The organism is Acidovorax sp. LjRoot194 (assembly GCF_964253015.1).
In the GTDB taxonomy this organism is placed as follows: domain Bacteria; phylum Pseudomonadota; class Gammaproteobacteria; order Burkholderiales; family Burkholderiaceae_C; genus Acidovorax.
In genome coordinates, this window is the sequence record NZ_CAXUQB020000001.1 from 2458942 (window position 1) to 2482120 (window position 23179).

Annotated in this window: 17 protein-coding genes and 1 pseudogene; 8 read left to right on the forward strand and 10 right to left on the reverse strand. The window is 67.7% G+C overall.

From position 1 onward, the window contains the following. Window positions 1-4 precede the first annotated feature (4 nt). The 4 genes from mmsA to ACSQ3N_RS11055 all read right to left on the reverse strand — a co-directional run bounded on the left by mmsA (window position 5) and on the right by ACSQ3N_RS11055 (window position 5640). A complete protein-coding gene (gene mmsA / locus ACSQ3N_RS11040; protein ID WP_436146259.1) occupies window positions 5-1663 on the reverse strand; it encodes a multiple monosaccharide ABC transporter ATP-binding protein in 1659 nt (552 codons plus the stop codon). A 200-nt stretch (window positions 1664-1863) separates the two neighbouring features. After that, window positions 1864-2934, reverse strand: coding sequence for a multiple monosaccharide ABC transporter substrate-binding protein (gene chvE, locus ACSQ3N_RS11045; RefSeq protein ID WP_436146260.1), 1071 nt, complete (start codon window positions 2932-2934; stop codon window positions 1864-1866). Window positions 2935-3122: 188 nt separating this feature from the next. Further along, window positions 3123-4088, reverse strand: a complete 966-nt coding sequence (locus ACSQ3N_RS11050) for an ABC transporter substrate-binding protein (RefSeq protein WP_056169251.1) — start codon at window positions 4086-4088, stop codon at window positions 3123-3125. Window positions 4089-4188: 100 nt separating this feature from the next. Next, on the reverse strand, window positions 4189-5640 hold the full coding sequence (locus tag ACSQ3N_RS11055) for an aldehyde dehydrogenase family protein (protein ID WP_436146261.1): 1452 nt from the start codon (window positions 5638-5640) through the stop codon (window positions 4189-4191). Between the two features lie 144 nt (window positions 5641-5784). Between ACSQ3N_RS11055 and ACSQ3N_RS11060 the strand changes: the two genes are divergently transcribed. Then, window positions 5785-6747: a LysR family transcriptional regulator gene (locus ACSQ3N_RS11060; protein ID WP_056168290.1), complete on the forward strand. Its 963-nt coding sequence runs from the start codon at window positions 5785-5787 to the stop codon at window positions 6745-6747. A 305-nt stretch (window positions 6748-7052) separates the two neighbouring features. Here ACSQ3N_RS11060 and ACSQ3N_RS11065 read toward each other — a convergent pair whose 3' ends face one another. Together ACSQ3N_RS11065 and ACSQ3N_RS11070 are read right to left on the reverse strand one after the other, a co-directional pair. After that, window positions 7053-8147 (reverse strand): IS5 family transposase, encoded by a 1095-nt coding sequence (locus tag ACSQ3N_RS11065; RefSeq protein WP_082516853.1) that lies wholly within the window; start codon window positions 8145-8147, stop codon window positions 7053-7055. 894 nt (window positions 8148-9041) lie between these two features. Continuing rightward, a complete protein-coding gene (locus tag ACSQ3N_RS11070; protein ID WP_436146262.1) occupies window positions 9042-9863 on the reverse strand; it encodes an SDR family NAD(P)-dependent oxidoreductase in 822 nt (273 codons plus the stop codon). A gap of 138 nt (window positions 9864-10001) precedes the next feature. Here ACSQ3N_RS11070 and ACSQ3N_RS11075 point away from each other — a divergent pair, with 138 nt between their 5' ends. Further along, window positions 10002-10934, forward strand: a complete 933-nt coding sequence (locus ACSQ3N_RS11075) for an SMP-30/gluconolactonase/LRE family protein (RefSeq protein ID WP_436147944.1) — start codon at window positions 10002-10004, stop codon at window positions 10932-10934. Window positions 10935-11078: 144 nt separating this feature from the next. Then, window positions 11079-12008 carry an aldose 1-epimerase gene (locus ACSQ3N_RS11080; protein WP_436146263.1) on the forward strand — a complete coding sequence of 310 codons (930 nt, stop codon included), beginning with the start codon at window positions 11079-11081 and terminating at the stop codon, window positions 12006-12008. A gap of 113 nt (window positions 12009-12121) precedes the next feature. On the opposite strand, the gene ACSQ3N_RS11085 is transcribed toward ACSQ3N_RS11080, so the two are convergent. Both ACSQ3N_RS11085 and ACSQ3N_RS11090 read right to left on the reverse strand, forming a co-directional pair. After that, a complete protein-coding gene (locus ACSQ3N_RS11085) occupies window positions 12122-13726 on the reverse strand; it encodes a rhodanese-related sulfurtransferase (RefSeq protein WP_436146264.1) in 1605 nt (534 codons plus the stop codon). Window positions 13727-13763: 37 nt separating this feature from the next. Then, a complete protein-coding gene (locus ACSQ3N_RS11090; protein WP_436146265.1) occupies window positions 13764-14423 on the reverse strand; it encodes a cysteine dioxygenase in 660 nt (219 codons plus the stop codon). A 156-nt stretch (window positions 14424-14579) separates the two neighbouring features. Between ACSQ3N_RS11090 and ACSQ3N_RS11095 the strand changes: the two genes are divergently transcribed. The 4 genes from ACSQ3N_RS11095 to ACSQ3N_RS11110 all read left to right on the forward strand — a co-directional run bounded on the left by ACSQ3N_RS11095 (window position 14580) and on the right by ACSQ3N_RS11110 (window position 18974). Continuing rightward, the gene (locus ACSQ3N_RS11095) at window positions 14580-15608 is read left to right on the forward strand and encodes an ABC transporter substrate-binding protein (protein WP_436146266.1); all 1029 of its coding nucleotides are present in this window, start codon (window positions 14580-14582) and stop codon (window positions 15606-15608) included. A gap of 200 nt (window positions 15609-15808) precedes the next feature. Further along, window positions 15809-16918, forward strand: coding sequence for an ABC transporter permease (locus tag ACSQ3N_RS11100; protein ID WP_436146267.1), 1110 nt, complete (start codon window positions 15809-15811; stop codon window positions 16916-16918). After that, window positions 16912-17760, forward strand: coding sequence for an ABC transporter ATP-binding protein (locus tag ACSQ3N_RS11105; RefSeq protein ID WP_436146268.1), 849 nt, complete (start codon window positions 16912-16914; stop codon window positions 17758-17760). Before ACSQ3N_RS11100 ends, ACSQ3N_RS11105 begins: the two co-directional genes overlap by 7 nt. Window positions 17761-17783: 23 nt before the next feature. Further along, complete coding sequence (locus ACSQ3N_RS11110) at window positions 17784-18974, forward strand: c-type cytochrome (protein ID WP_436146269.1); 1191 nt, start codon at window positions 17784-17786, stop codon at window positions 18972-18974. Here ACSQ3N_RS11110 and ACSQ3N_RS11115 read toward each other — a convergent pair. Further along, window positions 18916-20410: pseudogene (locus ACSQ3N_RS11115) on the reverse strand (chloride channel protein). The gene ACSQ3N_RS11110 and the pseudogene ACSQ3N_RS11115 sit on opposite strands and share 59 nt — an antisense overlap. Window positions 20411-20628: 218 nt before the next feature. Between ACSQ3N_RS11115 and ACSQ3N_RS11120 the strand changes: the two are divergent. Then, complete coding sequence (locus ACSQ3N_RS11120) at window positions 20629-22425, forward strand: DUF3592 domain-containing protein (protein WP_436146270.1); 1797 nt, start codon at window positions 20629-20631, stop codon at window positions 22423-22425. 187 nt (window positions 22426-22612) lie between these two features. Here the strand turns inward: ACSQ3N_RS11120 and ACSQ3N_RS11125 are convergent, their stop codons facing one another. Continuing rightward, window positions 22613-23068 carry a low molecular weight protein-tyrosine-phosphatase gene (locus ACSQ3N_RS11125; RefSeq protein WP_436147945.1) on the reverse strand — a complete coding sequence of 152 codons (456 nt, stop codon included), beginning with the start codon at window positions 23066-23068 and terminating at the stop codon, window positions 22613-22615. Window positions 23069-23179 lie beyond the last annotated feature (111 nt).

Sequence of the window (23179 nt, forward strand, 5' to 3'; positions counted from 1 at the left end):
GTTGTTATGCGTTGCGCTGCGGGTGGCTGTCTGATGCGGGGGGATTGGCGCTGGCACTGGCGCGGCCCAGGCCAGAGCCGCCGTGCAAGGGCCGCCCCGCCGCGCGGGCGGCGTCCCCCTCGGGGGGGATGGCGCGAAGCGACTCAGGGGGGGCAGCCACTATCACGCGCATGATCTTTTCCTGCGATGCCTCGGCGGTCGGCATCTCGGCCACGAAGCGCCCCTCGTTCATCACGTACAGGCGGTCGGTGATGCCCAGCAGCTCGGGCATCTCCGACGAGATCACGATCACGCACTTGCCCTCGGCCGCCAGCTGGGCGATCAGGGTGTAGATCTCGTACTTGGCGCCCACGTCGATGCCGCGGGTGGGCTCGTCGAGGATGAGCACCTCGGGGTTGGTGAAGAGCCATTTGCTCAGCACCACCTTCTGCTGGTTGCCGCCCGACAGGTTGAGCGTCTTCTGGTCCACGCCCGAGCAGCGGATGCGCAGTTTCTCGCGGTAGTCCTGCGCCACGCGGTGCTCCTGCCCGCCGTCGATCACGGTGGCGGTGGACACGCCGCCCAGGTTGGCCAGCGACACGTTGAACTGGATGTCCTCGCTCAGCACCAGGCCGTTGCCCTTGCGGTCTTCGGTCACGTAGGCCAGGCCATGGGCCACGGCCTTTTCCACGGTGCTCACATCGATGGGCCGGCCGTGCAGCAGCACCTGGCCGCTGATGCGCTCGCCCCACGAGCGGCCGAAGATGCTCATGGCCAGCTCGGTGCGGCCCGCGCCCATCAGGCCGGCAATGCCCACGATCTCGCCCTTGCGCACCTGCAGGTTCACGCCCTTGATGAAGGCACGGTCGGGGCGCTGGGGGTGCCAGGCGTGCCAGTCGCGCACTTCGAACACGGTCTCGCCGATGCGGGGCTCGCGTGGCGGGTAGCGGTCGGCCATCTCGCGGCCGACCATGGCCTTGATCACGCGGTCTTCGCTCACGGGCGCTGCGCCGCAGTCCATCGTCTCGACGGTGCTGCCGTCGCGCAGCACGGTGATGGAGTCGGCCACGCGCGAGATTTCGTTGAGCTTGTGCGAGATCAGGATGCAGGTGATGCCCTGGGCCTTGAGCTCCAGCAGCAGGTCCAGCAGCGCCTGGCTGTCGTTCTCGTTCAGGCTGGCGGTGGGCTCGTCCAGGATCAACAGGCGCACCTGGCGCGACAGCGCCTTGGCGATCTCCACCAGCTGCTGCTTGCCCACGCCCAGGTGGGTGACCAGCGTCTCGGGCGATTCGCGCAGGCCCACCTTGTGCAGCAGCGCCTGCGTCTTGCTGTGCGCGGCCATCCAGTCGATGACGCCGTAGCGCGCGGTCTCGTTGCCCAGGAAGATGTTTTCGGCGATGGAGAGCAAAGGCACCAGCGCCAGCTCCTGGTGGATGATGATCACGCCCAGGTGTTCGCTGTCGCGGATGCCGCCGAACTGGCGTTCCTCGCCGTCGTAGACGATCTCGCCGCTGTAGCTGCCGTGCGGGTACACGCCGGACAGCACCTTCATCAGCGTGGACTTGCCCGCGCCGTTCTCGCCGACGATGGCGTGGATCTCGCCGGCCTTCACGCGCAGGTTCACCTGGTTCAGGGCCACCACACCGGGGAAGGTTTTGCGGATGTTCCGCATTTCAAGAAGCATGGACTGACTAGGCTCGTACAGGGGGCCGTCTGGGGCCCTGAAAGTCTTGCTGCCGGGTGGTGTCCCGGCAGCGAGGCATGGCGTGGAGCGTTTCACAAAACTCAGCGCAGCGGTTCTGGCTAGGCGCTGGGTCGCAGGCAGTACGCCAGTACGACAGGACCCGGCAACGACGCCAGAAGAGTTTTTTGAGACGCTCTGCACTACTTGATCTGCGATTCCTTGTAGTAGCCGCTACCCACCAGGATGGCGTTCCAGTTGGATGCATCGACCGACACCGGCTTGAGCAGGTACGAGGGCACCACCTTCACGCCGTTGTTGTAGGTCTTGGTGTCGTTGATCTCGGGCTGCTTGCCCGACAGCGTGGCGTCCACCATGTTGGCGGCCACCTTGGCCAGCTCGCGCGTGTCCTTGAACACGGTGGAGTACTGCTCGCCCTTCAGGATGGACTTGACCGAAGGCACCTCGGCGTCCTGGCCGCTGACCACGGGGCAGGGCTGCTGCGTGGTGCAGTAGCCCACGCCCTTCAAGGACGACAGGATGCCGATGGACAGGCCGTCGTACGGCGACAGCACCGCATGCACCTTGTCCTTGCCGTAGTAGGCCGACAGCAGGTTGTCCATGCGCGCCTGGGCGACCGAGCCGTCCCAGCGCAGCGTGCCCACCTTGTTCATGCCCGTCTGCTTGCTGCGCACCACCAGCTTGCCGCTGTCGATGTACGGCTGCAGCACGCTCATCGCGCCGTCGTAGAAGAAGAAGGCGTTGTTGTCGTCGGGCGAACCGCCGAAGAGTTCGATGTTGAACGGGCCCTTGCCTTGCTTGACGCCCAGCTTGTCCACGATGGACGTGGCCTGCAGCACGCCGACCTGGAAGTTGTCGAACGTGGCGTAGTAGTCCACGTTCTTCGAGCCCTTGATCAGGCGGTCGTACGCGATGACCTTCACGCCCTTGTCCGCTGCGTTCTGCAGCACGCGCGAGAGCGTGGTGCCGTCGATGGAGGCGATCACCAGCACCTTGGCGCCCTTGGTGATCATGTTCTCGATCTGGGCCAGCTGGTTGGGGATGTCGTCGTCCGCGTACTGCAGGTCGGTCTTGTAGCCGCGCTCCTTGAGTACCTTGACCATGTTGTCGCCGTCGGCGATCCAGCGCGACGAGGACTTGGTGGGCATCGAGATGCCGATGCTGCCCTTGTCCTGGGCCGATGCCACCGACGTGGCGCCGATGGCTGCGAGCGCCACGGTGGCCAGCACGGCCTTGAAAATTGCACGCTTCATTTGTTGTCGTCTCCTGTTGTGAATCTTTTGCTTTGAGGGATGCCAGTGGCGTCATGGCCTTTGCAACTGGCGCGGCCAAAGGCCAGTGCCACCGCGCAAGGGCCGCCACGCAGCGAACGCTGCGTTTCACTTGCGGGCGCTGGTGGCGTCCCCCTCAGGGGGAAGACGCCGCAGGCGGCTCAGGGGGGTCAATACTTGCGGTTAGGAAATTCTTTCGCCGCGACCTCCATCGGGAAGATGCCTTCTTCCGTCACGATGCGCTTTTGCACCGTCTTGCCGGCCTTGATGTCCTTGACCGCGCTCATCAGCTGCGGGCCCAGCAGGGGGCTGCACTCCACGCTCACGTTGAGCTTGCCGGCGATCATGGCTTCGAAGGCGCCCTTGACCGCGTCGATGGAGATGATGGTGATGTCCTTGGCGGGCTTCATGCCGGCCTCTTCGATGGCCTGGATCGCGCCGATGGCCATGTCGTCGTTGTGCGCGTACAGCACGTTGATCTTCTTGCCCTCGGCCTTGAGGAAGGCTTCCATCACTTCCTTGCCCTTGGCGCGGGTGAAGTCGCCGGTCTGCGAGCGCAGGATCTTGAACTTGGGGTCGGCCTTGATGACTTCCTCAAAGCCCTTCTTGCGGTCGATGGCGGGAGCCGAGCCCACGGTGCCCTGCAGCTCGACGATGTTGACGTCGCCCTTTTGGTCCTTCATCTTCTCGACCAGCCAGCGGCCGGCCTTGCGGCCTTCTTCCACGAAGTCCGAGCCCATGAAGGTCACGTACAGCGAGGTGTCCTTCACGTTGACGGAGCGGTCGGTCAGCACCACAGGGATCTTCGCGGCCTTGGCTTCGCGCAGCACGGGCTCCCAGCCGGACTCGACCACGGGCGAGAAAGCGATCACGTCCACCTTCTGCGCGATGAACGAGCGGATGGCCTTGATCTGGTTCTCCTGCTTTTGCTGGGCGTCCGAGAATTTCAGTTCGATGCCGGCCTCCTTGGCGGCCGACTTGATGGATTCGGTGTTGGCAGTGCGCCATTCGCTTTCGGCGCCGACCTGGCTGAAGCCCAGGACGATGGGCTTTTGTGCCCAGGCGGCCGAAGGCAGCAGCGCGGCCACGGGGGTGGCTGCGAGAGCTATGGCAAGGGTGCGGCGGTTCAGTTTCATCATCATTTGTCTCCTGGTTTCTTTAATGGTTGGTTGATGACAGCGTTGCGGGATCGATCGTGCGTCTTTTTCTCGTCTCTCTTGACTCTGTTTGATTCGTTCAGGCCAGCATGTAGCCGGTCTTGACGGTGGTGTAGAACTCGGCGGCGTAGCGGCCCTGCTCGCGCGCTCCGTAGCTCGACTCCTTGCGCCCGCCGAAGGGCACGTGAAAGTCCACGCCCGCCGTGGGCAGGTTGACCATGGTCATGCCCACCGCCGCGTTGCGCTTGAAGTGCATGGCGTGCTTGAGCGATGTGGTGCAGATGCCCGCGCACAGGCCGTAAGGCGTGTCGTTGGCCAGCGACAGCGCGTGGTCGTAGTCGTCGGCGCGCAGCACGCAGGCCACGGGGCCGAAGATTTCCTCGCGGGCGATGCGGTGCTCGGGCCGTGCCAGGAAGAGGGCGGGGCTCATGTAGTGGCCGGGCGTGGCGCGCTCCATGCGCTCGCCGCCCCACACATGCTCGGCCCCTTCGGTGCGGGCGATATCGACGTAGCTGAGGTTCTGGTCCAGCTGGGTGCTGTCCACCACCGGGCCCATTTCAATGCCGCGCTCCAGCGCATTGCCGACCTTGAGGGCCGTGAGTCGCTCGCGCAGGCGGGCCACGAAGGCGTCGTGCACGCGCGCTTCCACGATCAGGCGGCTTGACGCCGTGCAGCGCTGGCCGGTGGAGAAGTACGAGCCCTGCAGCGCGCAGTCCACGGCCTGCTCCAGGTCGGCATCGGCCAGCACGATCAGCGGGTTCTTGCCGCCCATCTCCAGCTGCACCTTGGCGCGCCGTGCCGAGGCCGCGCGCAGGATGCGGTCGCCCGTGGAAACCGACCCCGTGAAGCTCAGCGCATTGACCAGCGGGTGGTCCACCATCGTCTGGCCGACCTCGCGGCCGCTGCCCATCACCAGGTTGAAGGCACCGGCGGGCAACCCGCTGCGGCTGATGATCTCGGCCAGCGCCCAGCCACAGGCCGGCACCAGCTCGGCCGGCTTGAAGACCACGGTGTTGCCGTAGGCCAGGGCTGGGGCGATCTTCCAGGCCGGGATGGCGAACGGAAAGTTCCACGGCGCGATGATGCCCACCACGCCCACGGGTTCGCGGGTGATCTCCACCTGCACGCCCTGGCGCACGGACGCCATCAGCTCACCCTGGATGCGCAGTGCCTCGCCAGCGAAGAACTTGAAGATCTGCCCGCTGCGCGCGACCTCGGCGATGGCCTCGGGCAGGGTCTTGCCTTCTTCGCGGGCCAGCAGCGTGCCCAGGGCCTCCTTGCGGGCCAGCAGTTCGCTGCCGATCATGTCCAGCACGTCGGCGCGGCGCTGCGGGTTGCTCTGGCTCCAGCTGGGCAGGGCATCGGCGGCGGCACGTACGGCCAGTTCGGTCTGGTTGCGGTCTGCACGGGCGTATTCGGCCACCACTTCGCGGGTGTCCGATGGGTTGGTGCTGACGCCGGTGGTGGTGCCGATTTCCCAGCGGCCGTTGATCAGGTGCCGGGGGTTCTGCTGCATGTCGCCGAACTTCATGGGGGTCTTAATGAGCCGTTGTGACTGTTGCGGCGAAGTCTATGGATGATTTTGATATCAATCCAATCATTTTTTCGTCAAAATACATATCGATAACCGCATTCTGGAAAACCCCAGCCACCACGCCTCGCGGCGCCCCTCCCCATGAGTACCTACAACCACTGGTTCATCCGCGCCCGCCTCAAGACGCGCCAGCTGCTGCTGCTGGTGGCGCTGGCCGAGGAGGGCAACATTCACCGCGCGGCCCAGGTGCTGAGCATGACGCAGCCTGCAGCGTCCAAGCTGCTCAAGGACCTGGAGGATGTGCTGGAGGTGCCCCTGTTCGAGCGCCTGCCCCGCGGCATGCGCCCCACCTGGTACGGCGAGACCATGATCCGCCACGCGCGCATGGCGCTGGCCAACCTGAACCAGGCGCACGACGAGATCGGCGCGCTCAAGCGGGGCCACTACGGCCAGGTGGGCATCGGCGCGATCACCTCGCCGGGCCTGAGCCTGCTGCCGGCGGCGGTGGCGCTGGTCAAGCAGGAGCACCCGAGCCTGCGCATTTCGCTGGACATCGAAACCAGCCCGGTGCTGCTGGAGCGCCTGGACCAGGGCAAGCTCGACATCGTGGTGGGGCGCCTGTATGAAGAGCACGACAAGAGCAACCTGCGCTATGAGCCGCTGACCGAGGAGCTGGTCTGCGCCATCACCCGGCCGGGGCACCCGTTGTCGAGCATGAGCGGGCTGACGCTGCGCGATGTGCTGTCGGCCAGCTGGATCGTGCCGCCCGCGGGGAGTGTGCTGCGGCACCGGTTCGACCTGATGTTCCAGCAGGATGGCCTGGCGCCGCCGGTGAATGTGGTGGAGACAGCGGCCCTGTTGTTCATGACGCGGATGCTGCAGCAGAGCGACATGGTGGCGGTGGTGGGGGCGGATGTGGCGCATTACTACGCGTCGCATGGGATCGTGGCGGTGTTGCCGATGGCGATGCCTTGCCATATGGATGCGTTCGGGATCATCACGCGGACGGATCGGCTGTTGTCACCAGCGGCGAAGGTGATGATGAGGGCGTTGAAGCAGACGAGTCTGGTGCAGTATGGGAGGAAGCTGGAGGTGGGGGAGTGAGAGGCGTTGTGTGCGCTCACCGGCCGTTCGGGCTGAGCCTGTCGAAGCTTTTGTACGTCATCACTGTCCGGTCGGGTAGAGCTTGTCGAAACCTGGGCGCATCGATCCACGCCCGTTCGGGTTGAGCCTGTCGAAACCTTGCCCGTCCGCAACTCCATCTCTTCGGGTTGAGCTTGTTGAAACCTGGGCGCTGCTCGCGAGCTCGCTGGTTTGAGAGGTGTGCCTGTGTTGAGGGCGGGAGCCGGGGTGCGCGCCCGGCGGCGCGGTAACTTTCTCTTGGTTCGCCAAGAGGGTGTAGAAGAAATCTACTTCAGCCGGCTCAACAGCATCCTGGACTGCGCGAGCCATACCCATGCCTGCGCATAAAACGGCTTGCGATCATGGTGCATCACAAGCCTTCGGTTGCGCTCCAGCCATGCGTGGGTGCGCTCCACCACCCAGCGCTTCTTAGGCATGACTACCGGTTTCTCTTCGCTCCACAACGATTGCTGCGCGTCATCCCAACGGTGCCGTGCGCTGTGGCGCACGATCTGAACCCGCACACTGTGCGCCTTTTCGATCTCTTGAGCACATTGCCCAGCGTACGCGCTGTCGGCCCACAAAACCTTCAACGAGCCGCCCGTGCGTGCGCATGCCTGTGCCACTGCCTGCCCAGCCGCTGCCCGGTCCTGTACAGCGGCACTGGTAACCACCACGGCCAGCAGCAAGCCCAGCGTATCCACCACCAAGTGGCGCTTACGCCCTCGGACCTTCTTGCCAGCATCAAAGCCCAGCGTTCCGCCTTGAGGGCTGCCACGGTTGGACTGGGAGTCGATCACGCCTTCGCTCGGTTGTGCGGCACGCTCCACACGTAGGCGCCACTGCTGGCGCAGGCGCTCGTGCAGCGCTTCAAACTTGCCCTGCCGAGCCCAGCGTACAAATGCCTTCTGCACCGATTGCCAAGGCGGATAGATCTGGGTGGGCAGGTTGCGCCAGGAAGAGCCTGTACGCAGCACATAGCAACACGCTTCGACAACGCTACGCCGGCTGTAGGTTGCGGGCCTTCCGCGCAAGCCTGGCTCTGGCTCGAACAGGTCCTGGGCCAGCGCCCATTCGGCGTCGGTGAGCGCACCCGCCATGCCCGAGGAACTGCCGGGGCGATGTTGGGCGGTGTAGCCGTAACGCGTGCCCAACTGTTGGGGCTGGGCGCGAGCGAGCTGTTGCTTGGGTCGTGTCCGTTGCAAACCAGCAGCCTTCAAAGCAGCGCGCATGGTCACAGTGCTGGGGGCATTGCGGCCCATGCGCTCACCCCACGCCAGAGCCAGTTCGGGAAGGGTCGCCTGCGAGTTATCGCGCACCACTTCTCGCAGGGCTGCGTACTCCCCAGGAGATATCACTGGGGGCCGGCCAGTCTTTGCCATCGTATTGCTCCTGTGGAATCGGCACGATGGGATCATAATTTATTTCTTCTACACCCTCCAAGAGAAAGTCACCAAAGAGAAGGCGACCCCCAGTCTGCGACCCCTTCGCTGCGCTACGGGGCAAACCTGCATCGGTGCGGTTGCGGGGTGCGCCGTGGAACTCACTGCGCGCCGTTGGCGCTACGTTCAGACAGCCACGGCGAGCTAGATGACGAGGCATGCGCGCTCCGACGCGCATGCTCACCCCGCAACCGCCCCGCCGCAGGCGCAGCCACAGGGGGTGGACAGCCGAACAGCCACACGGGCCATCGCGTTGCTCGGCCCCGAACGCGCAGGCGCTTCGCGCCGCGACCGCCAGGCCGAGCGCAGCGATGGCCCGTGTGGATGTTCTCTCCCCCCATCCCTTCAGGATGCGCCGAGGAGCGCAGGGCGTGGGGTGAGCGTGTGCCGAAGGACACACGCATCGTGAACTGACTCGCTGCGGATGTTTGAGCGTAGCGCGGCAGCGCGCAGCGAGTTCCGCAGCGCACCCCACGACCGAGCACCGCAGGTTGCCCCACTCGCCCGCAGGGCGAGTGGGGACGCAGGCTGTAGGGTCGCCCTTTCTTTGGTGACTTTCTTTCGGCGACGCGAAAGAAAGTTACTCGCACGCCGGGCGACTCCCGGCCTCCGCCCTCAACAAAGGCATGCTGCCCATCAGCGAGCCTGCGAGCAGCGCCCAGGTTTCGACAGGCTCAACCCGAACGGCTGTGGACCGATGCGCCCAGGTTTCGACAGGCTCAACCCGAACGGCTGTGGGCCGATGCGCCCAGGTTTCGACAAGCTCAACCCGAACGGACGTGGGTCGCTGCGCCCAGGTTTCGACAGGCTCAACCCGAACGGGCGGGGGTAACCCTAAACCCACCCAGCATCCACCTTGAACTCCTGCGCCGAACACATCGCCGCATCATCCGACGCCAGAAACAACACCATCCGCGCAATGTCATGCGGCCGCAGCTTGTCCGGCAAACACTGATTCCGCGCAATCTCCTCCTCGCCCTTCGCGTCCAGCCACAGCTTGATCTGCCGCTCCGTCATCACCCACCCTGGCGACACGGTATTGATGCGGATCCGGTCCTGCCCCAAGCTCTTGGCCAGCCCGCGCGTGAGGCCGTTCACCGACGACTTCGCAATCGCATAGCAAGGGTAGCCCGTGCCCTTGCCCTGCCAACCGGTAGAGCCCAGATTGATCACCGAACCACCCCCCAGCCTGCGCATGCCCGGCACTGCCACCTGGATGGCAAAGAACGCGGGCCGTTCGTTGATGGCCATGCGCTCGTCGTAGTACGCGGGCGTCACCGACTCGAGCGTGTGGCGGTCGTCGCTGGCCACGTTGTTCACCAGCGTGTGGAAGTCGCCCAGCTCCGTGGCGGCGTCCTGGATGGCGGCGCGCAGGGCGTCGATGTCGCGCACGTCGCACACGCGCCACCAGGGGCGGGCGAATCCGGCGTCTGCCAGTTGCTGCGCCAGGTCTTCGCTGGCCTGCCGGGCCACGTCGACGAAGGCCACGCGCGCGCCCTGCTGGGCGAACGCGGCCACGATGGCGGCGCCGATGCCGCTGCCGCCGCCGGTGACAAACACCGAGCGCCCGCGCAGGCTGGGAAAGAGCGACAGGCCGTCGGGCAGCAGGGCCGATGCCCCCGGGACGGCGGCTGTGGGGGTCGAATTTGGTGACATATCAATATTGGTATCGATGGATGATAAAAATATAAATTACAGGCATCAGTTTGCGTTGATAAGATGCCGACCGTCAAGAGCCCTGCAGCAGACAGGGCCAAAAACAATCACCGGAGACAACGCGTGAGCCAGCTCAATATGTCCACCGCCGCGCCACAGGCTGCGGCTTTCTCAGTGCCCACCATCGGCACGGTGCGCTGCGTGCAGGCGCTGGAGTCGGAACTGGGCGAGGGCCTGATGTGGTCCGTGCGCGAACAGGCGCTGTACTGGGTGGACATCCTCGCGCGGCACCTGCACCGCTGGGACCCGGCCAGCGACGCATACCGGCGCTGGACCTTTGCCGAAGAAATCTCTGCGCTGGCCGAGCGCGCCCATGCGCCGGGCCTCATCGTGACGCTGCGCCGGGGTTTCGCGCTCTTCGACCCGGCCGCCGATGAACAGCCCCGCTACGTGCACCAGCCCGAACTGGAGCGCGCGGGCAACCGCTTCAACGACGGCAAGTGCGATGCGCAAGGGCGCTTCTGGGCGGGCTCCATGGACTTTGCGTGCGAGGCCCCCACGGGCGCCCTGTACCGCTACGACCCCGATGGCCGCTGTACCCGCCATGACGACGGTTTTGCCGTGACGAATGGCCCCACGTGGTCGGGCACGGGGCAGGGCCTGGCGATGTACTTCAACGACACCGTGCAAGGCTGCACCTACCGCTACGACACCGACACCGCCACGGGCACCTTGACGAACAAGATGCTGTGGATGCGCTGGCTGCCCGAAGACGGCGTGCCCGACGGCATGACCACGGATGCACAGGGGCGGCTGTGGATTGCGCACTGGGGCGGCTCGTGCGTGACCTGCCACGACCCGGTGACGGCGGCCGAGTTGGGCCGCGTGGCCTTGCCGGTGAGCCAGGTCACCAACTGCGCCTTCGGCGGGGCCGACTTGCGCACGCTGTTCATCACCTCCGCGCGCGGGGGCCTGACGCCTGCACAGCTGGCGGCCGAGCCGCTGGCCGGGGCGCTGTTCGCCGTGTCCGTGGACAGCGCGGGCTTGCCCGCCCACCTGTTCGGCGGTTGACCGAGGCGGCGGCGTGCAGCCCTGCACCCCACCGCATCGCATCGCATCGCATCGCACCGCATCGCGCAGCATGGCAAGCGGGCCGCAGTTCCCCTGCCTTGCCTTGTGCACCCTTCAACGTCTGCCTTTCAAGAAAGCCTGCCCATGACCGAAGCCACGCACCCCATCGTCTGGCTCCACCACGCCAACCAGCACCTGGGGCTGGTTCCCACCCTGGGCGGCAGCGTTGCGGCCTGGCAGGTCGATGACCCGCGCGGGTCGCCCGAGCGCATCGACCTGTGGCGGCCCTGGGACGGCCAGACGCCCGACCTGTACAAGCTGGCATCGTTCGCGATGGTGCCCTGGTCCAACCGCATCAGCGGCGGCGGGTTCTCGCACGGCGGGCAGTTCCATGCCATGCAGCCCAACCGCACTGGCGAGCCGTACCCTATCCATGGCGACGGCTGGCTGCAGCCCTGGTCCATCAGCCAACCGGCCAGCGACACGCTGGAGATGGCGCTGCGCTCCGAGCGCTTCGACGGCAACCCGTACGACTACGACTGCGTGCAGACCTTTCGCCTGGTGGATGGGGGCCTGGACCAGAGCCTGCGGGTGCGGCACCTGGGCACCCGGCCGATGCCGTACGGCCTGGGCCTGCACCCGTGGTTCCCGCGCACACCGGCCACACACATCACCGCCCCGGTGGAAGCCGTGTGGCTCAGCGGCAGCGACCCGATACCGACCCAGCACACCGCGCAGTTTCCCGACAGCTGGAACCTGAGCGAGGGCATCCCTGCGAACGGCAGCCTCATCGACAACGCCTACACCGGCTGGGGCGGCACGGCCCGCATCGAGTGGCCCGAGCGCGGTTTGCAACTGACGGCCCGCATGCCGGACTTCGAACGGGACGGCGGCGCGTCGGAACACTACTGCCTGATCTACCGCCCGCCGCAGGGCCCGGCGTTCTGCTTCGAGCCCATCACCCAGCCCATCGACGCGTTCCACCAGCCCGGGCAGCCGGGGCTGCGCACGCTGGCGCAGGGGGAGTCGCTGGAGTTGAAGGTGCAGTGGCGCTACGAATCGCTGCCGGGTTGAAGCGGGGCTGCAACCCGAAGTTCAGATCAAAATTGCCTGCTACCGCTTGACCAGAAAGCGCTGGAAGCTATTGATTTTGTAGCAAACGTGCTCGGGCACAGTCACCATCACCCTCACAGCACCTGGAACCCATGGGTGCCATCGCGCCCCAGTTGCGCGACCAGGCCAAACTCCCAATCCAAATACGCCTGCATGGCTTCGCGTGGGCTCTCCGTGCCTTCGTACGGCCGGCGGTAGCGGTCGATGCGGGGCGAGGCCAGGCGCGTCTCGCCGTGTTCCAGCGGCAGGCCCTGGGCGATCCAGGCCAGCGTGCCGCCTTCCAGCACCAGGACCTCGGCACCACCCGTCAAACGCTCCAGGTCCTTCGCCGCGAATTTGGCCAGCAGGCTGCTGCCGCAGGTCAGCACGTAGCGCTGCGCCTTCGGAATGGACTGCACGGCCTGCGCCAGTTGCGAGCGGATCACGAACCACGCGCCCGGGATGTGGCGCAGGGTGTAGTTGGCGCTGGTGGTCAGGTCCAGCACGGCGGTGTGACCGGGGCTTTCGTCTTTCAGCCAGGTAACCAGTTGCGCGGGCGTGGTCCAGCGGATGGGGCCTTCGGGCTCGGGCACGGCGTTGGCCACGGCACCGGTTTCAGTGAAGTCGGCAGGCTGCGCACCATCCAGCACCCACACCTCCCAGCCCATCTGCGCCAGCCACGACGCGCTCATGTTGGCGCGCACGCCGTCGTCGTCCACCAGCACCAGCCGCGCGCCGCGTACCGCGGCCGTGTGGTCGGTTTCCTGCACCAGCTGGCCGCCCGGTGCGTTGCGAAAGCCCGGCAGGTGGCCCGCCGCAAACTCTTCGGGGGTGCGCACGTCCAGCGGGTAGGTGGTGCGCTGGGCCTCGGCGGCAAAGCGGGCCAGGTCGGCGGTCTGCGCGCGCTGCACGCGGGCGCGGTCGGCCACGTTGCGGGCCTGTGCGGGGGCGCGGGTGCGGTCGGCATGCACGGCGGGGTCGAAGCGGCGCGTGGCGCCGCGCTCCAGCGTCTGCCCGGCCAGCAGCCAGCCGATGGTGCCGTTGCGCAAGGCGGCCACGGGGTTGGGGATGCCCGCGTTCACCAGCGACTGCGTGCCGATGATGCTGCGGGTGCGGCCCGCGCAGTTCACGATGATCTGCGTGGCCGGGTTGGGCGCGAGCGCCTGCGCGCGCAGCACCAGCTCGGCGCCGGGCACGCTCACGCCGGTGGGTATGTTCATGGTGTGGTACTCGTCGTAGCGGCGGGCGTCCAGCACCACCACGTCGGCCCGGGCGTCGATGAGCGCCTGCACTTCTTCAGCCGCCAGCGAGGGCGTGTGGCGCTCGGCCTCCACCAGTTCGCCGAAGGACTTGCTGGGCACGTTCACGTCGATGAACAGCTCGCCCCCCGCGTCGCGCCAGCCCTGCAGGCCGCCTGCGAGCAGGCTCACCTCGGTGTAGCCCAGCGCCTGCAGCGTGCGCGCAGCAGGTTCGGCCAGGCCCTCGCCATCGTCGTAGACCACGATGAAGGTGTCGCGGCGCGGTATGCGCGCGAACGCCTCCAGCTCGATCTTGCTGGCGGGCAGGTTGGCGGCGAACAGCGGGTGGCCTTGGGCGAAGGGGTCTTCCTCGCGCACGTCGAGCAAGGCGATTTCATGGCGGGCGAGCAGGGCCTCGCGGACCTGGAGGACGGATGTCTGGGGCAGGGCGGGAGCGGTCATGGGCAAAGTCTTGGAGGGCTGGATCTGTGCTGGAAGGTCAGGCGGCAGCGGCGGGGTTGCGGGACAGGTCCCAGATATTGGGCAGCGTGGCGTTGCTGTAGCCGGAGATGAACGGCTTGGCCGAGCCGTCTTCCAGGTACACGCTGCGCTGCACGGCGCCGATGTTGGCGCCATACACGTGGATGCTGATGGACGTCTGGCCCTCCCACGCGTTGTTCACCCGGTGCACGTCGCCGATGGTGGGGGACACGGCATCCACGTCACCGGGATGCAGGCGGTGCGGCGAGCCCTGGGGCGCCCAGCGGCCGTCGGCGGTGCGGGCAAACGCCTGCGAGTCCTCGGACCCGCGCAGCATGCCGATCAGGCCCCACACCGTGTGGTCATGGATGGGGGTGGCCTGGCCGGGGCCCCACACAAAGCTCACCACCGAGAAGCGGCCGAGCGCATCGGCATGCAACAGGTACTGCTGGTAGCGCTCGGGGCTGGGCTGCGCATAGGCAGCGGGCAGCCAGTCGTCGTGCGCCACCAGTGCGCCCAGCAGCGCGCCGCCGCGCGCCAGCAGGTCGGGCTCGGGCGGCGCGCTGTCCACCAGGGCGGCCAGTTGCTGCACGAAGTGGCGCAGGCGGGCGGTGTCGGGGGCTGCGGGCGTCGCGGTGGACGCGGGCAGCGGCAGGGCGGTAGAGGCGACGGCATTCATGGGTGGTATTGCACCAGCGCCGGGCATCGGGGTGTGCGGAATCTTTTGCATATGCATCTCCGTTTTTCTTCGTTCTCTTTGCGGGCCGCGCCGTCTTCAATGCGGGCAGTGCGGTGCGGGTCACCGTGGTCTTATTCATTACACGAGGTGCAGAGCATGAACGACAAGGGCCCTATTCTGGGGGGAGCAGGCACGCAGTGGTCGCGCCGGCAGTTGCTGCGCGTGGCCGGTGGCGCCAGCGTGGTGGCAGCGTCCGGCGTGGTGGGCAGCCAGGTGCTGGCGGCCGGCAAGCTGCGCGAGGTGAAGCTGGCCTGGAACGCCAACGCGATCTGCCTGTCGGCCGCGCCCGTGGCGGTGGAGCGCGGCATTTTTGAAAAGCACGGCCTCAAGGTCGAGCTCATCAACTTTGCGGGCTCCACCGACCAGTTGCTGGAGACCATCGCCACGTCCAAGGCCGATGCCGGCGTGGGCATGATCCACCGCTGGATCAAGCCGCTGGAGTCGGGCTTCGACGTGAAGCTGGTGGGCAGCTCGCACGGCGGCTGCTCGCGGCTGGTAGGGTATGAGGCGGCGGGCGTGACCAGCCTGCAAAAGCTCAAGGGCAAGACGATTGCTGTGTCGGACCTCAACAGCCCGGGCAAGAACTTCTTTGCCGTGCTGCTGACCAAGGCCGGCCTCCACCCCGACAAAGACGTGACCTGGCGCCAGTTCCCCGGCGACATGCTGGGCCTGGCCGTGGAAAAGGGCGAGGCCCAGGCCATTGCCGACGGGGACCCCAACCTGCTGCTCATCCAGCGCCGCACCAAGGGCCTGGTGGACCTGGCCTCGAACCTGTCGGGCGAGTACGCCGCCAAGACCTGCTGCGTGCTGGGTGTGAGCGGCGCCATGGTGCGCAACGACAAGGGCACGGCAGCGGCGCTCACGCGGGCCATCATCGAGGCGTCGGACTTCGTGGCCGACAACCCCAACGAGACCGCGCGCATTTTCAGTCCGTATTCCAAAGTGCCGCAGGAAGACCTGCGCGCCGTGCTGGGCACGCTCACGCACCGCAGCCACCCGGTGGGCACGGCACTGCGCCAGGAGATCGAGTTCTATGCGCGCGACTTCAAGCTGGTGAACGTGCTCAAGCCCTCGACCGACCCGGCGCGCTTTGCGGCGCATGTGTACGCAGACGTGCTGGCTTAGCAGGGAGCACCCCGCTGAGTCGCTGCGCGCCATCCCCCCGCTCTCGCAGTGCGTTGCACTGCGGGCAGGGGAACGCAGCCCTCGCTGCGGGGCGGCCCTTGCCCGGCTGCCCTGGCATGGGCCGCGCCCCCATCGCACCGCTACGCACCGCTACGGCGAAGAAGCATTCACCGTGATGAACCCACACCACTGGACCTGACATGAGCACTGTTGCCGACCAAATCCTGCGCGCACCACCGGGCATCAGCCCCAAGCCATCGCCACCACCCCTGCCTGCGCCCGGCGCATCACCGCGTGCCTCCATCAGTGCCCGGCCTGCCGCCGTGCCCGACTTCAAGGCGGCCCATGCCTTACAGCGTTTCTGGTGGACAGGGCTGGCCGCCGCCATGGCCTGGGGGGCACTGGCCGTGCTGACCTACGTCTGGCCCAACAAGCCGGCGGGTTTCAGCGAATGGGCGTTTACCGAAGAGTTCGCAGCCGGTGCGGCAGTCATTGCGTTGGCGCTGGCGGTGGTGGCTTTGGCGCCCCGCGTGCTGGGTGCGGTGGGCCAGCGGCTGCGGCCTGCAGGCCCTTGGCTGGTGGCCATTGCCGTCGGTCTGGCGGTGTGGGAGGTGTTCACCGCCAAGCTGGGCACGCTGCCGCCGCCATTCTTCGCGCCGCCGCAAAGCCTGGTCGAGGTGTACGTGACCGACTGGGCGCGGCTGCTGGAGAGCGCCGTGGCCTCGGTTCGTCTGCTGGCGCTGGGCATCGCCATTGGCGCTGTGGCGGGCTTCGTCACCGGCGTGCTGATCGGCTGGTCGCGCCAGGCCAGCTACTGGATCCACCCGGTGCTGCGCATCCTGGGCCCCGTGCCCACCACTGCGCTGCTGCCGGTGAGCTTCTATTTCTTTCCGTCCAGCTGGTCCACCGCCATCTTTCTGATCGCACTGGGCACGGCCTTCCCCGTGGCCATCCTCACCTGGTCGGGCGTGGCGGGTGTGCACAAGAACTACTACGACGTGGCCCGTACCCTGGGCGCATCGCCCTGGTTCCTGGTGCTGCGCGTGGCCATTCCGGCAGCGCTGCCGCAGGTGTTCGTGGGCCTGTTCATGGGCCTCGGGGCCGCGTTCTCCACGCTGGTGGTGGCCGAGATGCTGGGCGTGAAGGCGGGCCTGGGCTGGTACCTGACCTGGGCGCAGGGCTGGGCGGCGTACCCCAACATGTATGCGGCGCTCATCGTGATGGCGCTGCTGTTCTCGGGCGTGATCACGCTGCTGTTCGTGCTGCGCGACCGCGTGCTGTCGTGGCAAAAGGGGGTGGTGAAATGGTGAGTTCCGTGGCAACCCCCGCCGTGCCGGAGGGTGCACGCATCGACGTGCCGGCAGGTCAAGGCGCACGCATCGATGTGCCCGAAAGTAAAGGCGCACGCATCGATGTGCGCAATGTGAGCCACTGGTTCGACCTGCCCGCCGGCCCGCTGCATGTCATCGACGAGCTGGACTTGTCGATTGCGCCCGGCGAATTCGTCGCGCTACTGGGCCCCAGCGGCTGCGGCAAGAGCACGCTGCTGCGCCTGGTGGCGGGCCTGGAGCCCGCCACCGCCGGCGAGCTGCTGCAGGACGGCGCGCCCATCACCGAGCCCGACCCGTCGCGCATCGTGGTGTTCCAGGACCCCACGCTCTTCCCTTGGCGCACGGTGTGGGACAACGTCGCCCTGGGCCTGCAGGCGCGGGGCATTTTGAAGACGCAGCGCCACCGGGTGGACGAAGCCCTGGCCCTGGTCGGCCTGCAGGACTTTGCCAAGGCCTTCCCGCACCAGCTGTCGGGCGGCATGGCGCAGCGCGTGGCGCTGGCGCGCGCGCTGGTCAACGACCCCAGCCTGCTGGTGCTGGATGAACCCCTGGGCAAGCTCGACTCGCTTACGCGGCTGACGATGCAGACCGAGCTGGTGCAGCTGTGGCAGCGCACGGGATTCTCGGCCCTGCTGGTCACGCACGATGTGGAAGAGGCGCTCTTCATGGCGCAGCGCGTGGTGGTCTTCTCTGACCGGCCGGCCCGTGTGAAGCAGGTGCTGGTCAACGACCTGCCGTACCCGCGCCACCGCGGCGACCCGCGCCTGGCCGCACTGCGCCACGAGGCGCTGGCGCTGCTGGGGCTGGACGCGAGCTGGTAACCACGGAGCGCCGGTTTTTCCCCTTGTTTCCCGATCTGTTGAACGGCCTGCTCGAAGGCTTGCACGCTGCGCAGCAAGGCCTGCGCGCGCTGCTGCACCTGCTGGGCCTGGCGCCCGATGTGCATGGCCAGCCGGCCTGGCCGCTCGCCCATCGCATCGCGGCAGAGATGCTGGTGGTGGACGCCGGCCACGCCCGGCGCGTGCTGCTGTCGCTGCTGTGTGCAGCCGGTGCGGTGTTGGTGCTGGGGCTGTCGCTGCCCTGGCGCCGCGCCCGCATGCCGCTGTGGGTCGCTGCCATCGCGCTCTTGGTGCTGGCCCCGTGGCCGCAGGCACACCTGCTGCTGGCGCCTGCCGTGCCCACCAGCCTGCACCAGTCACCCACCGGCTTTGAAGCCACCGGCATCGTGCGCGGGCAGGCGGTGTACCAGCAGCACTGCGTGCGCTGCCACGGCACCGATGGGCGCGGCGAAGGCCCGGACGCCGCACAACTGGCGCAGTGGCCGCCCAACCTGAACGGCGCGCTGCTGTGGAAGCGGCTGGACGGAGAACTCTTCTGGCGTGTGCGCGAAGGCATGCACAACCGCGCCGGCGTGGTGACCATGCCCGGCGTGGGCGATGCGCTGCGCGACGATCAGATCTGGGAGGTGCTGGACTACCTGCAGGCCCATGCGGCCGGGCAGATGCTGCGCGAATCGGGTACCTGGGACCGCCCCGTGCGCCTGCCCGCCATGGCCGTGTCGTGCCGCCAGGGGCGGGTGCGCCACAGCCGTGACCTGGCAGGCCAGCGCGTGCGCGTGGTGGCCGCATCGCAGGGTGCGCCGGCGGTGGCTGATGACCCGCGCCTGGTCACGCTGGTCGCGGGTCTGCCCGCGGGGGCCGATGCCGAATGCCAGCCGCAGGGCGGCGCAGACGCGGTGGCTGCCGCCCAGCAGGCATTGGCCCTGGTGCTGGGCGTGTCGACCGGCGAACTGCCGGGCTACCAGCTCATCGTCGACCGTGCGGGCTGGCTGCGCGCCCGGGGAGCGCCCGGCCAGGCAGCGTGGTCGGAGGACGACCTGGTCTGCCGCTCCAGCGTGACTGCAGCGCCTGGGGGCGTTTCGCCGGCCAGCCGTGGCGGCAGCGATGCGGCGCCCGCGGCGGATGGACTACAGGCACTCATTCGCCGCATGGATGCAGAGCCGGTGCGTTTGCTGCGGGGTGGCTTTCCGCATTGACTGCCAGCGGAGCTGCCGCTGTGTCGGCCGGCCCGCGCCTCTGGGCTGCGGGCTGACTTCTGGATGCGCTTCCTGCGGCCGGGCTACCTGGCCGCAGGCGGTGCCGGGTCCACTGCAGGCGGAGGTGGTGCCAGGTTGTGAAGCATCGCCATCGCCAGCGTTTCGTACAAAGGCCGCGCCAGCATGCGAGAGACCAGGCTGGCCAACATCGCCGCAGCCATGAGGCTGAGCACCATGGCGTGGCCGTCCACCATCTCCATGACGATGATGAACGCCGTGAGCGGGGCCTGCGTGACGGCCGCGAGAAAGGCCGCCATGCCCATCGCGATGAGGGCAGGGCCGATGTCCGTGCCCAGCAGCACCGACACGTTGTGCCCCACGCCCGCGCCGATGGACAGTGACGGCGCGAAGATGCCGCCCGGCACGCCCAGCCAGGCCGACAGCCACGTGGCGATGAACTTGAGGGTGACGTAGAGGGCTGGTACGTCGGCCTGCCCGGCCAGCATGTGCTTGACCGCCTCGGACCCTGCGCCGAAAGTGGCGCCCCCGGTGACCAGGCCGATGACGGCCACCACCAGCGCGCCGCACGCGGCAAAACGCAGCGGAAAGCGCGCCCGCAGCCGGGACATGCGCTCGGTACGGCCGGTGAGCGAGGCCGCCAGCAGCTTGGCGAACAGGCCGCCCAGCACGCCGCAGGCCAGGGCGACGGCCAGGCCGGGCACCAGCGCGTCCCAGTCCAGGCGCGGTACCTGGATGCGGCCGAAGTAGCTCAGGTTGCCGAACACCGAGACGCCCATCAGCCCCGCCAGCACGATGGCCGTGATGATCACGCCGCTGCTGCGCGATTCCATCTTGCGCGACAGCTCCTCGATGGCGAACACCACGCCCGCCAGCGGCGCATTGAACGCCGCCGCAATGCCGGCGGCCCCGCCCGCCACCAGCAGCGCATGGGCCGTGATGCCCGAGCGCGGGTCGAACCACCGCCGCGCATGGTGCATCACGCCCGCCGCCACCTGCACCGACGGCCCCTCGCGCCCGATGGACAGGCCCGCCAGAAAACCGGCGCTGGCCAGCACGATCTTGGCGAACGACAGCCACAGCGAGACAAAGCGCCCGCGCTGGTTCGCGTCGAGCACAGGCTCCAGGGCCGTCATCACCTGCGGGATGCCCGAGCCCGCCGCACCCGGCGCCCAGCGCCGCGTGGCCTACACGACCGCGACGGTGACGGCCGGCATCCACACCAGCACAGCCCAGCCGCCGCGCCAGTGGTAGATGTGCATGAACAGCTCGAACGCGGCATCGGCCATCAGCGTGAAGGCCACCACGCAGAGCCCGGCCGCGCACGCACAGGCCAGCACGATGGTGCGGTCCACCCAGCGCCGGCCGTTCTTCAGTTCTTCACGGACATTCGCAAGGAAGTTGGGCTCTTGGTTCATCGCCTTTCAAAGCATGCAATTGCCATGCCGCGCAAGGCGGGCAGGGTCGGCAGGGCAGGGTCCAAAGGCAGTATGCATGCGCCAACCTGCGGCGCGCTGCGTGGTAACCGTGCCACATGACCCCCGGCGGGCCGTGTGGAAATGCCCGCCGGTACGGATGGGTATTTTCTACACTGCGCTTGTCCACACCACCCCATCCACGCACCGGGTACACCGCCATGCCGCAGACGATCACCTCGAACCGCGAGAATGCATCGCCCCGTGCCTGGCTGGTGCTGGCACTGTTCGGGCTGTCGCTGGCCGCCGTGGCGCTGGTGTTTGTGTTCGCGGCCATCGTGCCCACGCTGTATGACGGCTGGCGCATGCGGTCCTGGCAGCCGGTGCCCGCAAGGCTGGTGGACGCGGCCATCGAAACCCATGGCAGCGCCCGGCGCAAGACCACCTACAGCGTGCGTGCCGAGTACGTCTACGAAGTGGGTGGTGTGCGCCGTACCGGATCGCGGCCCGCCATCAACGGTGGCGCCGACGATATCGGCCACTTCCACTACGGCCTGGGCGTGCGGTTGCAGCAGGCTCTGCAGGCGGGCGAGCCTGTCACCGCATACGTGAACCTGGCGCAGCCGGCCCAATCGGTGCTGGACCGCACCATTCGCTGGAACCTGCTTGGTTTCTGGATGATTTTTGTCGCCGCCTTCGGTGGCGTGGGCGGCACGCTGATGGCCTGGGCGCTGCGCAACTACCGCAGGGGCGCCAACGCCAGCACTTACGCCACGACGGTGGCCGGCGGCGCGATACAAGGCCTTGCGCCGGTGGAAGGCAGCCTGGGTGGGCCCATCTCCGCCCACCAGAAACTGGAGACGATGCTGCTGGCGGGTTTTGCGGCCATCGCGCTGCCGCTGAGCGTGTGGATGTGCCTGCGGGTGCTGCCCCGGGCCTGGCAAGGCGAACCTGCCGCCTGGGTCGTGCTGATGTTTCCGCTGGTCGCCGCGGGCCTGCTGCGGGCGGTGTACAAGCGCGCCCGCATGCGCCAGCGCTTTGGCGATGCGCAGTTGGTCCTCAGCCCGCTGCCGGCCCGCCAGGGCGAGCCATTCATGGCCCATGTCGATATCCGGGCCGCTTACCGGCCCAGCCTGCGCTATGCGGCGCGGCTGCAATGCCTGCGCAACCGCACCACGCGCATCGGCGACGAAGTGCACACCACCGAGCAGGTCGAGTGGAGCGCCAGCGCGCGGGCCCGGGTGAGCGACGAGGGCAGTGGCATGCTGCGCCTGCAATGGCGACTGCAGGTGCCGCACGGCCTGCCTGCATCGACCGAGCCGGGCATCCTGTGGCGGCTTGAAATCCACGACGAGCACGAGGCCCAGGGATACCGTGCGCAGTTTCTGCTGCCGATGGTCGATGCAGCCGATGCGGCCGAGCGAGGCCCTGCACCCGCCGGCCAGAGTCAAGGCACGCAAGTGCTGGCGGACGATGAAGGGCGGATGCCTGGCGCCGATCCTTTCGGTGCCGTCTGCTCCATGCAGGCCGTCGCGGAGGGCGGTGCGCAGCTGGAGCAGCCTGCAGGCCGCATGTGGCGCGCGCAGCGCATCCTCATCCTCACGGTGTGCCTTGTCGGCGTGCCGTTGCTGCTGGCCGTGTCCGCGACAGCGCCGCCCGCCCTGCGGTTGGCGGCTTTTCTGGCGGCCGGTATGGCGGTGGCGTGGGCGCTCTTCGCGGTGGGCAACCGGCGCAGCAGCTATCTGAACGCGCAGCAGGGCATTCGCACGGAGCGTAGGCTGCTGGGCCTGCGCACGTCGTTCCAGCAGGTGCCAGCGGACCAGGTGCAGCAATTGGCCATCCGCCTGGCTTACACCCAGAGCCTGGGCGACGGTCCGCGCGAAGAGATCTACACCTTGTATGCCCAACTGCACGGCGGCGCCAGCGTGGTGCTGGCCGACAGCATCAGCGGCCAGCCGGCCGCGCGGCAGGCCTTGCGCGAGGTGGCCCGGGTCAGCGGGTTTGCGGCCGCTGGCTGATCCTCAGGAAGGCGATGACACGGCTTGGTGCGTGAGTCGGAAGCACTGCAGCATGCGCATCGCAACGCAACGCAACGAAACGCATCCGCAGCATGTTGGTGGCCCAGGGGTATGTCTGCGACAACCGCAACCACCGCTTCAAGCGCGTGTTGCGACAAGAAGCCCGCGGACTTTGCAGACCTTCCCTTCAGCGCTGAGCCATCCACCAGCGCATCACACCCTCGCACCCATCCTCCACCACATCCAGCACATGCTCAAACCCGTCGGCGCCCCCGCAGTACGGGTCGGGCACCTCGTGGGCCTGGAGTCGGGTGCAGAAGTCCGTCAGCCTGCGCAGCCGGTCTTCGCTGCCGGGCGGGCACAGCGCGCGGGCGGCGTGTTCGTTGTGGTCGTCCATCACCAGTACCAGGTCGTAGTCGCTGAAGTCGCGCCGGGTGAGCTTGCGCGCGCGCTGGGCTGACAGGTCGTACCCGCGGCGCGCTGCGTGGGCCTGGGCGCGCTGGTCGGGCGGCTCGCCCACGTGGTAGCCGTGTGTGCCGGCCGAGTCCACGCGGATGCGGTCCGCCAGGCCGGCGTCGGCCACCATTTTCTGCGGCACGCCGTGGGCCGTGGGGCTGCGGCAGATGTTACCCATGCAGACCATCAGCACGGACATCGGCTCGCCCGATGTCGATGGGTCGTGCCGGGTGTGCTCCAGGGGCGGTTGCTTGATCGTCTTATGGTCCATGGTGCTCGGCCGGGTGGTTGATGATGG